The sequence below is a fragment of the Solibacillus sp. iso_87 genome (assembly GCF_056173085.1).
This window is the reverse complement of sequence record NZ_CM149656.1, coordinates 1312056-1324858: the sequence shown is the minus strand read 5'-3', so window position 1 is coordinate 1324858 and position 12803 is coordinate 1312056. Positions and strand designations below refer to the sequence as shown.

11 protein-coding genes and 1 riboswitch are annotated in these 12803 nt (G+C 38.9%); all 11 genes read right to left on the bottom strand.

Annotated elements, in window-relative coordinates; genetic code table 11:
• Positions 1 to 33 precede the first annotated feature (33 nt).
• Positions 34 to 1386: a branched-chain amino acid transport system II carrier protein gene (gene brnQ / locus AC0VXV_RS06455; RefSeq protein ID WP_475531406.1), complete on the bottom strand. Its 1353-nt coding sequence runs from the start codon at positions 1384 to 1386 to the stop codon at positions 34 to 36.
• A 176-nt stretch (positions 1387 to 1562) separates the two neighbouring features.
• Positions 1563 to 2138, bottom strand: a complete 576-nt coding sequence (locus AC0VXV_RS06450) for an ECF transporter S component (RefSeq protein ID WP_079525774.1) — start codon at positions 2136 to 2138, stop codon at positions 1563 to 1565.
• Between the two features lie 243 nt (positions 2139 to 2381).
• Positions 2382 to 2556: riboswitch (FMN riboswitch) on the bottom strand.
• Between the two features lie 104 nt (positions 2557 to 2660).
• Positions 2661 to 3884, bottom strand: coding sequence for a hypothetical protein (locus AC0VXV_RS06445; RefSeq protein ID WP_475530812.1), 1224 nt, complete (start codon positions 3882 to 3884; stop codon positions 2661 to 2663).
• Positions 3881 to 4414 carry a sigma-70 family RNA polymerase sigma factor gene (locus AC0VXV_RS06440; protein WP_475530811.1) on the bottom strand — a complete coding sequence of 178 codons (534 nt, stop codon included), beginning with the start codon at positions 4412 to 4414 and terminating at the stop codon, positions 3881 to 3883. The genes AC0VXV_RS06445 and AC0VXV_RS06440 overlap by 4 nt, the downstream gene beginning before the upstream one ends.
• A 161-nt stretch (positions 4415 to 4575) precedes the next feature.
• Positions 4576 to 6351 (bottom strand): ATP-binding protein, encoded by a 1776-nt coding sequence (locus tag AC0VXV_RS06435; RefSeq protein WP_475530810.1) that lies wholly within the window; start codon positions 6349 to 6351, stop codon positions 4576 to 4578.
• Entirely contained in the window at positions 6344 to 7060 is a 717-nt protein-coding gene (locus AC0VXV_RS06430; RefSeq protein ID WP_475530809.1) for a response regulator transcription factor, read from the bottom strand. The genes AC0VXV_RS06435 and AC0VXV_RS06430 overlap by 8 nt, the downstream gene beginning before the upstream one ends.
• A 190-nt stretch (positions 7061 to 7250) precedes the next feature.
• A complete protein-coding gene (ccsB, locus tag AC0VXV_RS06425; RefSeq protein WP_475530808.1) occupies positions 7251 to 8435 on the bottom strand; it encodes a c-type cytochrome biogenesis protein CcsB in 1185 nt (394 codons plus the stop codon).
• A complete protein-coding gene (locus tag AC0VXV_RS06420; RefSeq protein ID WP_475530807.1) occupies positions 8432 to 10090 on the bottom strand; it encodes a cytochrome c biogenesis ResB family protein in 1659 nt (552 codons plus the stop codon). Before AC0VXV_RS06420 ends, ccsB begins: the two co-directional genes overlap by 4 nt.
• Before the next feature lie 13 nt (positions 10091 to 10103).
• A complete protein-coding gene (gene resA, locus AC0VXV_RS06415) occupies positions 10104 to 10637 on the bottom strand; it encodes a thiol-disulfide oxidoreductase ResA (RefSeq protein WP_475530806.1) in 534 nt (177 codons plus the stop codon).
• 106 nt (positions 10638 to 10743) lie between these two features.
• Positions 10744 to 11487 carry a pseudouridine synthase gene (locus tag AC0VXV_RS06410; RefSeq protein ID WP_079525759.1) on the bottom strand — a complete coding sequence of 248 codons (744 nt, stop codon included), beginning with the start codon at positions 11485 to 11487 and terminating at the stop codon, positions 10744 to 10746.
• 340 nt (positions 11488 to 11827) lie between these two features.
• Complete coding sequence (locus AC0VXV_RS06405; RefSeq protein WP_475530805.1) at positions 11828 to 12802, bottom strand: D-alanyl-D-alanine carboxypeptidase family protein; 975 nt, start codon at positions 12800 to 12802, stop codon at positions 11828 to 11830.
• Between the last annotated feature and the right edge of the window lies 1 nt (position 12803).

The following is a 12803-nucleotide window of genomic DNA, read 5'->3' as shown; positions in this document are numbered from 1 at the left end:
AAAAGGAGAAAATTCCTTTTACACACCCTTTTTTTAATTCATATTTATTTCATTGTTACGGTTCGGAAAGCATAAACCGATTACTGCTCCAACTATAGCCGGAACAATCCACCCTAAACCGATGGAATAAAGCGGTAAATAATCCGCGTAAATCGTAGAAATAGAAGATAGCAAACTCACTTCAAATGCCGGCACACTTCCGATCAACGCATTGTACCCATCAATTATACTAATAAAGAAGACGAGTAAAATCGACCCTGCAAATACAGGCTTTTTGTAGTGAAATAGCGGTCCTAAAAGTGCCAGTATAATTAACACAATAGCAAGAGGGTAAAGGAACATCAGCACTGGAATTGCATATGTAATAATATTTGTTAACCCAAAATTCGCAATGATAAAAGAAACAATACATAACATGACTACAAATGTTTTATAGCTGATTTTCGGAAAAACTTCATGGAAAAACTCACTGCATGAAGTGATTAGACCTATACTTGTTTTTAAGCAAGCAAGTACAATAATAATCGCTAACAAAATCGCGCCATATGAGCCGAAGTAATGATCGGCAACCGCAGCAAAAATTTGCCCGCCATTATCAAATGTACCAATTGCCGTCACACTTGATGCTCCCATATAAGCAATCAGGCCGTAAATTAGCATCATTAATGCCATTGCGAAAATACCTGATTTCCAAGTCGCTTTTGCAATTTCTTTCTTATCTGTAATACCTGTCCGCTTTATCGCATTGATAACAACAATACCGAACGCAAGCGAAGCAAGCGCATCCATCGTATTATATCCTTCCTTAAAACCTGTCATAAACGCCTCGTTAATATAGGTTCCAGCAGGCTCAACGAATTTCCCCATTGGGGAAAACAGACTAATTCCGATTAATACAAATAAAAAGATTAAAAATGCCGGCGTTAAGTACTTCCCGATAATGTCCATTATTCTCGCCGGATTTAATGAAAAATAAAAAACTACCGCGAAGAAAATAAAACTGAATACCGCAAGCCATAATGTCGCCTGCGAAGGATCGATAAACGGTTCAAATCCAACGACAAACGGTACTGTTGCCGTACGCGGAATTGCAAAAAACGGCCCGATCGTTAAGTATAAAGCCAACGCAAAAAACAACCCAAACATCGGATGTACTTTACTTGCCAAATCACGCAATCCATTACTTCCCGACAATCCGATTGCCAGAATACCTAAAAACGGCAATCCAATTGCCGTAACTAAAAAGCCAATAAGCGCAAACCAATAGTTCGTCCCTGCCAATTGCCCCATTTGAATCGGAAATATTAAATTTCCTGCTCCAAAAAACATCCCAAACAGCATCGTTCCGATAACTGCATAGGTTGAAAATGGTATTTTCTTGTCCATCATATTCTCTCCTAAGATGTCATTTCATGGTGTTTTAATGAAACGTCTAAATTTTCTTAACAATGTACAATATCATATCAGCACTATAACAGAATGACAATAGTAATAGTGAATATAAAAGGAGCGATGTCATAAAGATAACACTTTTCGACATCACTCCATAATTTATCATTTAATTAAGCTAAATATTGTCTGCGCTGATTTTCAATCCATACACGCATTGTACGGTAAAGCATCGTCACGACCACAAACATCATAATCCCTTTAACAATATTAAACGGTAAAATACCTAACACGATCGTTTCGTACATATTATATTCGAAGCCTAGTAAGTACGTATACAGCGGTAAGAACGCCACGTAGTTTAATGCCGCCATTCCAAGTGACATTACAACTGTAGAGACAACTAAGCCTGTCATTAACCCTTTTGCAGAAGGGAATTTTTTATAAATATAGTAAGCTGGTAAAATGAATAATACACCTGTAGCGAAGTTAGCCATATGACCTACCGGAATTCCTTCAGGAGCCCCTGTGTAAATCCAGTCAAGCACATTTTTAACAAGTTCAACTAAGATACCTGCAACAGGTCCCATCGTAATTGCCGCAATCAATGCTGGCACATCACTGAAATCAATTTGTAAGAAAACCGGGAACCATGGTAGCGGGAAGTTTAATAACATTAGTACAAATGAAACCCCACTCAGCATTGCAATTGTTACGAATGATCGTAACTTTAAACTTCTTTTTTGCATATAAATCTCTCCTCTTTGCTGATTCCATCTCGCAAGAAGAAAGGACGTATCAACTCATTTCATGAAAAAACCCTTATGCTAAGCTAGAGCATAAGGGAGAAATAGGCACACTTAAATAAAGGGTCTATATATGCAATTGCAGCTATTCCTATTTTTTTGTATACGAAAAATATTCCGTTAACAAATAAGGAATTAGAAATAAGTACTGCAAAGCACGGCATTTTCAAAAAATGACGACCGTACCTTCACCTTCTCCCATCCAGACTATACTGTCGGCTTTGGAATTGCACCAAATCCTGCACACAAAAAGTGGCTCGCGGGCTCGAAAAGTTCGACATAACTTCCTCCAAGTAAATGGTCAGAGGTTATAACTTTTATTACCGCCGGTCGGGAGTTACACCCTGCCCCGAAGATGAATCAATATGAAATTATGTAGCAATTACCTTGCTATAACTATTATTATATATAAAAAAAAGGAATTGTAAAGCCCATTGCTTACAATTCCTAGTAAAATTATTTGAATTATTGAAATTCATAATTGATACGGTTTGCCGCAACCGGCTTCTCTACTGGTTTTGTGAAGTCAAAACCGCCCCATTGTTCCTGTACGATATTTTCAAATTTAACCTGTTTATCAAAACTTGCCGCTGTCATTATTAATCCTTCAATCATGCGCATTGCTTGAGCAGGTTCAAAATTCTCCAAGTTTAAAGGTTCTTCAAATGTAATTGTAACGATGGACTCAGCGTCTTCAACTTTTAAATAAACGCCCGGCAGTATAACCGTTCTGTATATATCATTCGCTTCCACCGTCATATTTTTAATTGCTTCTTGCACATCTTTAAAGCTCATTCGGAAATTCGGACTTAAATATACCGCCCCATTCCGCATCTGATACATAAAATAATTATATTGAGCGTTCTCATCATTTAATAAAAACGGCTCATTTACATCACCTACATGGTCAAAGTAAATTGGTTTTCCGGCCGTATTTTCTATTTCTACTTCCATATATGCATCACTAAAAGTATCGACAAGGGAGCCGAGATAATTTGATAAGGAAGCTGTTCCCGCATCATATTGGTGATTTTCCGGCAGCGTATGAACAAGCCTGTTCCCTTCCTCACGCAATTCTCCTTTGTAAGGATGGTATTCATTAAAGCCTAGTGACTGTTCGTCAAGCAGCGGACTGAATGTGTTATAAAGTTCCAGCTTCGTCGGGTTTTCTGTACCTGTTTTTTCGGCAACAATTTCATTTGGAATTAATACGCTCACTGGTACACTCTCTGCATCATCCCCTGCAAGACCAATTGCAAATAATGTGTTGTCCTCTAGCTCGTTTTCATAAACTAATGTTTGCTCAGGTTGAGCTTCCGTCGAGAAACTATTAATCATGGAGCGCTCATTTTGTGTAGATGCATCTTCCTTCGCACTCATTGTCATACTTTCTTCCGATTCTGGAGTGGCAAGATCGAATGCTTCATTCTGCATAGTAACCGACTCATTATTGCCTATAAATTGCGCACTGATTAAAACTATAATAAATATTGATGCAATCGAAACGAATAATGGTGCCCAACGTATGCCTTTTTGATTGCTTTGCTGTATGGTAGGCGGATCTTCATTAAATGCTCCTTCATCCATTAAACGATTAAATACCTCATCTTTTGAACGATGATCAGTTACTTTCGGTGCTTTTTTCAGAAAAAGTTCAATCTCTTTTTCATCCCAATGCTCCTTTTTCATAATGGATTCGCCTCCCTTCTTTCTTGCGCTTCCAATAGCAGCCGCAGATTCCTTAAAGCACGGTGCTGTGTCGTTTTAACTTTACCGGTCGTCCATCCTAATATTTCCGCTGTTTCCTGAATTGAAAGTTCTTGAATAAACCGCATTATAATAACCATTTTCTGATCACCTGAACATTCCTCCAATGCAACGAGTAATTGATGGAGCTGATCATTTAATTCGGTAAATTGTTCAGGTGAAGGGACTGGGCTTACAAGTTGCTCTGTCTCCCAATCAAAAGCTGTAAATGCATGCTTATCTCGAACTTGTTTTTTTCTGAAGTAGTCGATCGCCACATTTTTTGCTATAGAGAACAGCCAAGTTTTTTCCGAGCTTTTCCCTTCGAAACGGTCGTATGATTTTAATACACGAACGTATACTTCGTGGGCAAGATCCTCAGCTGCGGTACGGTTTTTCACTAAGTAAAATAAGAAATTAAAAACATCCTGATGATACGTATCGTATAATCGATGGAAAATGGATTGCTGCACCCATCCCACCTCCATTCACGTAATTTGTCGTATTCGAAACAAAAAAGTTACAATAATCATCCGTTACGGACGAACTGGTTCATTAAAAAGAAAAGTTTATCACTTTGAACGATTCAAAATGATAAACTTTTTCAAACTCATAATTCCATTACCCCATTATATCAAGATAATGGCAAGTAAAATGTAAAGGTTGTTCCTTGTTGTTCCACACTATCAACAGAGATTCTGCCGTTATGTGCTTCCACAATGTTTTTCGTAATGGCCAAGCCTAAGCCCGTTCCGCCTTTCGAACGTGTACGTGCTTTATCTGCTTTGTAGAACCGTTCGAATACATATGGCAAATCATCTTGAGGAATGCCCTGCCCTGTATCCCTAACTTGAATTTTTGCATAGTTTTGCTCATTTGCAATTGAAACAGTTACCGATCCGTCTGCTGGTGTATGACGAATCGCATTGTCAATCAAGTTTGTTAATACTTGTTCGATACGATCCTCATCAATCGAAATAAACGTTTCATCCGAAAAATCAGTTTCAATCTGCAGTTGCACATGCTTTTCTTTCGCTGTTTGGTCAAACTTATGTGTCATTCGTTCAACAACCGCAACTAATGGCACGTCTTCCTTATACAGACTCATATGTCCCGATTCCATCCGCGCCAAGTCAAGTAAATCTGTTACGAGACGACTCATACGCTGTGATTCATCGTATATTACCCGAATCATATCAATACGTTCTTCCTCTGTTGTCACAACCCCATCAATAATCGCCTCAGAATAGCCTTGGAGCATCGCGATTGGTGTCCGCAGCTCATGTGAAACATTGGCGATGAAATCCGATTTCAGTTTTTCCAGTTTCGTTTCTTCGGTTTTATCACGTATAACAGCGACTGCACCGCGTATGGATTCCCTGCTGTAAAGAGGACTAATCGTTATACTGTAATATGATTTTCCAATTTCAAACTCTTCATCCAGCTGATCCTCAAAATTCAATACATGATCAAGCATTTGATAAAGTTCATCCGGTATCGGCTTTGAACTGTCCAATCCTTTTTTGACGAACCATTTTTGCAGTAGCCGCTCTGCAGGAGGATTGCTCAATAAAATCGTTTTATCGCGATTAAATGTAATAACGGAATCAGTCATCGATGTTAAAATGCTCGATAATTGTTCTTTTTCTTGGTTGATTACTTCTAAATGATGCTTCAATTGACGACCCATCTGGTTGAACGCAACGGCAAGCTGACCAATTTCATCATTTTGCTTTGTTTCAATTTTCGAATCAAAACGCCCCTTTGCCAATTCAAATGCATGCTCTCTCATTTTACGCAATGGAAGCGTTATTTTAGAAGAAAGGAAAAATGCAAAAATTGTCGTCAATATAAATGCAATAGCCGCAGCTAATACAACAATTTTCGTCGTTTCATTACTCGTCTGGTGTAAAGCATCGGGATTTTTGTAAATAAAGACGGCTCCATGTAAATCCTCAACACTTTTCAGCGGGAAACCTAATACAATATAATTGGAGTTGCTCGCTTCTTCCCGATTCGAAGGCAGCGTCAGTTCCTTTACTATCGGCTCTGATGATGCATATACTTCTTCAAATGCTCTACTGCTTATAATTTTTTGCTGAATTTCTTCTTTATTGATGCCTTCTTGTCTTGCATACAATATTTCATCTGAACTTTTGGCGATAAGTACGTTTGTCGTTTCCGTCAACAACTCCGAAATGATCGCAAACTGCTTATCATCGATCTCTTCCTCATCGATAATACTCGCAATGGCTGCGGCTGTTTGCCTTAATGAAGCCTCTGACTGCTCGTTATGATAGTTTTCAAGAAATTCCAACATGAAAATCGTGAATATAAACAGGACAAATGAAACGAGAAGCAAAATGGTTGCCCATAGCTTCCCGACAATACTTGTTGCTATTCTAATCATTTACGACCTCGAATTTATAGCCTACTCCCCAAACCGTAACGATCATTTGTGCTGCATTTTCAGAGACACGGTTCAGCTTTTCACGCAGGCGCTTAACATGTGTATCAACTGTACGCAGGTCACCAAAGAAATCATAATGCCAAACTTCTTTTAATAATTGCTCGCGGTCGAATACTTTATCCGGTGACTTCGCCAAAAAGTATAATAATTCGTATTCTTTCGGTGTTAAATTTACTTCCGTTCCATCTGCTGTCACACGATGTGCATCATGGTCGATCGTTAAATGCGGGAACACCACTAAATCTTTAGACGATGAAGCATTTGAAACAGGTGAAAATACTGCTGAACGTCGTAATATTGCTTTTACACGCAATACGACTTCTCGCGGACTAAATGGTTTCACAATATAATCATCCGCACCAAGCTCAAAACCTTGTACACGGTTTGCTTCTTCACCTTTTGCCGTCAACAATATAATAGGCGTTGTTTTCTTTTCGCGCAGTTCAGCACAAACTTCCAAACCATCTTTTTCAGGCATCATAATATCCAACAAAATACAATGATAATCTTTTTCAAGTGCCATAAAAAGTGCTTGTTCTCCATTTTCCGCTTCTTCTACTGTATAGCCCTCACGCTCTAAATACATTTTTAACAAACGACGAATTCGATCCTCGTCATCCACAATCAACACAGAAATATTTTCAGACACTGGTGTTGCCCCTTTCAAAAACTCTATTTCTCTTCTCTATTGTACCTTTTTAGTGAACGATTGAAAAGAAAAGCCCAATCATTCTGATTGAACTTTTCTAACTTTATGACAGTTTATTAATTATTTTGCATAGAATTGGAAACTATCAAAATTGCTATAATAATAGTGTAAAAAGCAAATTGTTGTCACATTATGCATAAGAGTGTAATCCAGCAATAACTAAATTAACTACGACTAAATTGAATAAAATAATAAGGAAACCAATTACCGTAAGCCAGGCACTCTTTCTTCCTTCCCAACCTTTTGACAGGCGAAGATGTAAAAATGCTGCATAAAACAGCCATGTAATAAGTGCCCATACTTCTTTTGGATCCCAGCCCCAAAATCGGCCCCATGCTTCCTGTGCCCATATCATCGCAAAAATAAGTGCGCCTAATGTAAAGATCGGAAAAGCAATCAAGATTGAACGGTAGGCGATTTCGTCCATCAGCGTCGAGTTCACCCGTTTCACTAATGGCTGGAACATTTTCGCTATCTTCCTTCTAAAGATCAGTCGAATCAGTATATAAATGATTGTACCGAATAGAACAGACCAGAAAACAGTTGTAAGTTTCCGTGCATCGATCAATGCCGGCAACTCAAATATTGGTGTCATACGATCTTCAGACAGTTCCACAAATTCATTCATCCCGAAAATTGCCGGCATCAAATACGTAGATGTATTGACTTTATCCAATGTATCAACGTATTCGTACTTCGCTTCATAACCCATCGCGTTGAATGTAACCGTTGCCGCTACAAACCCCACAACTAGTACACAGCAGAACATGACTGTTTCCAGCCAAAAACTTTCTTTTGTGCGCTCGTCCATATTCACATTTCTCAGCAAGTATATAAGTCCGGCTACCGCACTAATCCCAAAAATCGATTGCCCTAATGCTGCAGTCGTAACATGAATTGTCAGCCAATGACTTTGCAGTGAAGGTACTAAAGGGCTTACTTCTGACGGGAACATAGAGGCATAGGCAATTATCAATAATGCAATTGGCAAAGAAACAACACCTAATGCCGCAACTTTATACGTAAAGTAAATGACGATAAACGATAGTACGATAAACATACCGAATGCTGTCGTAAATTCAAACATATTACTAACCGGTGCATGTCCTGTATACATCCAGCGCGTAATGAAATAACCTAACTGTGCAACAAAGCCGATGATAGTAACAATAAGGGCAATTTTGCCGTATTTATCTGCCCGTGCTGCTGCCGTGTCATTCTTCACTTTGATTGCGCCTGCAAATAAAAATGTACCAACTAAGTAAGAAATGAATGCAGCATACAGTAAATAACCGCTTAAATCGATTAAACTCATAAGGTTTTACCATCCTTTTCTGTTTCAACATGTTCATTGTTTTCTATTTCCTGTTGATCTACGTATTGCGGTAAATGAGCATGCTTCGTTAATGCATCTAAGTCTTTTTTCATACTAAACCAGTTTTTATTCGTATGTGCTGCCAGACGTATTGTTCCATCCGCCATCTGTTCAATCCATATACGGCGATGATTCCAGTAGGAACCGATTGCAACACCAATCATAAAGATAATACCCCCTACGATTAATATGGGGATTGTCCGATCATAACGGATCGTTAAACCTGACATATGGCGTGTTTCCACATTCGAAAACTTCATTTTATAAATATTGTCACCTTCAGGCTCCAGTGTTTGCTGGATTGCAACAAAGCTTGTCTCTCCTTCAGGTGTTTCAGGAGTAATCATTTTAAAAATAAATGCCGGATTATTCGGTGTTTGGGTCGCAGTTTGCGGTACACCATCTTTAAAACCTGAAAAGTCCGGATAAAAACCCATTAATTCGACTTGTGCGCCATTTTCGAGCGTATACACTTCCTGCGGGTTTGTTAAATCAATGCTAATTTGACCAAGCGATTCTTCCGTTTCTTTATTCGTCAAATCAAACACCATTGTTTTAATCTCATTTAAACGGAAATCCATCTGATAAAATGCATAGCCCTCATGCTTGAGCGGATGGTTTACCTGAATTCCGTATTTCTTTACTTCTTCCAGGTTTTCCGCCTGTCCCGGCACACTGTTTTCTTTCTGTTTATACAATGTCACGTCTGTCTGGTAATTTTTCGCGACTACATTGACCCCTTGTTTGATCTGCTCACCCTGAGGAACATTGTCGTATGTTTCCAAAATAAATTTGTCATTTTTCAGGAAGTATCCGTCCATACCCGGTACAGCACGTGTCTCGCCTTCACGGAGCCACATCGATTCATCCACGTACATGCCCGGTACTAAATGGAGCATGACCCCAATTAGAAAGACTATTAATCCAACATGGTTTATGTAGGCACCATAGCGGGAAAAACGCCCGCGTTCCGCTAAAATGGAATCATCTTCACGTCGGACATTGTATTTTAAATTTTTTAAAGATTGTTCAACGAGCTGGAGCGTTTGTTCAGGCGTTTCAGTTGGTTTTCCTTCACCAATAATTCGCTGACGCTTCATAAAGTTTGTATGTCGTTTTACTCGTTGATTTTTTAAAGATTTATGTAATGGAATACCTCTATCTATACTTGCAATAATAATGGACACACCTAACATTAATACAAGTAATTGGAACCATAGGGATGAATAAAGATCCGATAAACCTAACGCGTAGTATATTTCACCGAACCATCCATAAACATCTGAATAGTACTTTTCCTTCTCCGCGTCTGTCGCTACGCTTATGTAAAACTCCTGAGGCAGGATTGTACCAATTGATGCTGCTATTAAATTGATAATAATGAGCGTTATTCCGACTTTCACACTTGAGAAAAAATTCCAAACCTTATCAATAATTGACTTGTTATAAGTTTTTGAACGTATGGCTGTCCCTTCGTACCGCATATCTGCAATTTTTTTGCTTTTTTCCTCTGCGGATAATGGAGAACCGCATTTTTGGCAGAGTGTTGTACCTTCAGGATTTTCATGCCCGCATTCACAAAGTAGTTTATTCATTGCGTAAAAACTCCTATTCCGGCTTTATTGACTCCATATATTGCACAATTTCTCCTTCGGTCATTTCTCCAGTAATAATACGGTCTATTGTACCGTCGGGTTTAATGAAAATGGATGTAGGCAGGGGTCCAATATTATAGGCAGTGAAAACACTTTTCGTTTTATCGATCGCAACCGGGAACGTCATCCCCATATTCGCCACATATTTTTTCACTTCGAATTCAGACTGTGCGAAGTTAACGGCAATAATTTGTACATCCTGGCCCTTAAATTCCGCATATTGACGAGTCATTGCAGGGAATTCGCGTTCACACGGCTCACACCATGTACCCCAGAAATTCAGTACGACACCCTTTCCCTCGTAGTCTTTCAATCTATGCTTTTCTCCATGCAAATCTACTACTTCAAAATCAGGCGCCTGTGCCCCGGCTTGTACAATATTAATTTTATCTTTCGTTACGGCAGCGTAAACTGTATATCCGATTGCGATTGCTAAAATGGTTAAAATGATGCCGCGCGTCACAGAACGTTGTTTCTTTTTTTCCAAACATAAAACCCCCTTCCACTTCAGCAACTACTGTTGCCTATTATAGCAAATTATTACAAAATTTAAATTCTTTTCTTTCAGAATGATTTATGAATATCTTAAACTATTAATTGTTATAATCAATTTTTCCTGTTTCAGCTAATACACGTAGGAGTTTTACTTCATGTTTTGTCAGCTGACGGTATTCGCCCGGGCTAAGTCCTGTTAAATCTAAAAATGCAAAGCGCTCGCGTTTTAATTTCACGACAGGTGTACCGATTGCTTCAAACATACGGCGGACTTGACGATTTCGGCCTTCATGGATTGTAATCTCACAAATCGCTTTCCCAGCTTTCTCATCAAAGCTTGTCATGCTTACTTTTGCTGGAGCCGTTTTTCCGTCTTCCAGCTTAATTCCGCTTTGAAGCTTCATTAAACCTTGTTTTGTTGGGATTCCTTTAACACGTGCAATATATGTTTTGTCGATTTTGAATTTCGGATGTGTCATTAAGTTTGAAAACTCTCCGTCATTCGTTAAAAGCAATAACCCAGTCGTATCATAATCTAAACGCCCTACCGGGAAAATACGCTGGTGAACATGCTTTTTAAAAATATCAGTTACTGTTTTTCGCCCTTTATCATCAGTTACTGCTGAAATATAGCCGCGTGGTTTATATAGCAGGAAATATACTTTATCTTCTTTTTCAAGTTTTACGCCTTCTACTTCAATCGTGTCCGAGTTGGATACTTTTGTACCAAGCTCTTTAACTACGACTCCATTTACTTTTACTTTACCTTCTACGATTAATTGCTCTGCTTTACGTCGTGATGCAACGCCTGCATAGGCAATCACTTTTTGTAATCTTTCCATAAGTTCACCTCATTGATTGATAAACTGCAAAGACGCATACTTCTTCAGCATTCGTCCCTGCACTTTTCATCTACTGCTCTGTTAATTCTTAAATATTATTGCTGTAATCCACAAATACGAGCGAAAATAAATCCTTAACGAATAAAAATTATGTCATACTTTCAGAACTTAATCAATTACGCCTTGGCGTAATTGCGTCTGGATTCGGCTTTGAGACCCACAGGATGTAAGGCAGTCAGCTGTTGTCGCATATTGTGACGTTTTTATGCTGACTTCCTTTTTAGAACTCCTTTTCGAATCCATGACATCCGCCAGGCGCTAAAATTCAATCCTGAATTTATTATTTTACTGTAACGAGCTTTGATGATACGAGCGCTTCATCTGCGTATAAAAGCCAAACCCCACGATCCGAGCCTTTCAGCCGTGAAACTTTAACAATATGCTCAAAATTCGGCCGTTCTTTCTTATGAAGCAGCATTTGGAAAGGTTCATCTAACTCGATTGCCAATCCGTTCGCATTATATTTTCCTTTTTTCACGATCGTTTGTTGTTCAAAATTGTTGTCGATAAAATCCGCCAAGTTCCGGTGGATATTCCAATCATTTCCTTCATTAATAGTAACGACAACAAATGATTTTTGTTCCCGTTCAAAATAAGTTGCCAATGTTCGTCCAGCCACTTTTGTATAGCCTGTTTTCCCTGCAATGGCTCCTATCTTCTCGTGCATAAGTCGGTGCTTATTTCTCCACTGCCTGCCATCCGAAAAATTTTGTGTTGAGGCAATTTTTCTGAATTGGGGATTCATCATCGCAATTTGCAGCATTTTTGCCGTATCGTAGGCAGAGGATAGATGGGCTTCATTATGCAGCCCTGTAGGATTTGTAAAAGTTGTTTCATTCAATTGATAAAGCTCTGCCTTCTCGTTCATAAGCTGAACAAAACCTTCTACAGATCCTCCAACATGTTCCGCCAGTGCTACAGCTGCATCATTTCCTGATTGCATCATTAAACCATGAAGCAAGTAATCAATCGTATACGTCTCGTTTTCAAGTAAATAAATTGATGAGCCTTCAACAAGCGAGGCTTCTCTTGAAATAACAACTTCATCGGTAAGCGCACTATTTTCCAAAACAACCAGGGCCGTCCAGATTTTTGTCAGGCTGGCGATCGGCAGGCCTGCATGTTCATTCACACCCATTAATGTCCGCCCATTTTCCGCATCGATAACAACATAGCTATTATACGCCGCCTGAATTTGTGACGAACTACTCAAAAATACGAACAATACAACAATAGAAACAAACCACTTTTTCAAC

Bases quoted from the DNA above. Each gene is read 5' to 3' on its own strand.
- brnQ (WP_475531406.1), bottom strand. From the start codon at position 1,386: ATGGACAAGAAAATACCATTTTCAACCTATGCAGTTATCGGAACGATG.
- AC0VXV_RS06450 (WP_079525774.1), bottom strand. From the start codon at position 2,138: ATGCAAAAAAGAAGTTTAAAGTTACGATCATTCGTAACAATTGCAATG.
- AC0VXV_RS06445 (WP_475530812.1), bottom strand. From the start codon at position 3,884: ATGAAAAAGGAGCATTGGGATGAAAAAGAGATTGAACTTTTTCTGAAA.
- AC0VXV_RS06435 (WP_475530810.1), bottom strand. From the start codon at position 6,351: ATGATTAGAATAGCAACAAGTATTGTCGGGAAGCTATGGGCAACCATT.
- ccsB (WP_475530808.1), bottom strand. From the start codon at position 8,435: ATGAGTTTAATCGATTTAAGCGGTTATTTACTGTATGCTGCATTCATT.
- AC0VXV_RS06420 (WP_475530807.1), bottom strand. From the start codon at position 10,090: ATGAATAAACTACTTTGTGAATGCGGGCATGAAAATCCTGAAGGTACA.
- AC0VXV_RS06410 (WP_079525759.1), bottom strand. From the start codon at position 11,487: ATGGAAAGATTACAAAAAGTGATTGCCTATGCAGGCGTTGCATCACGA.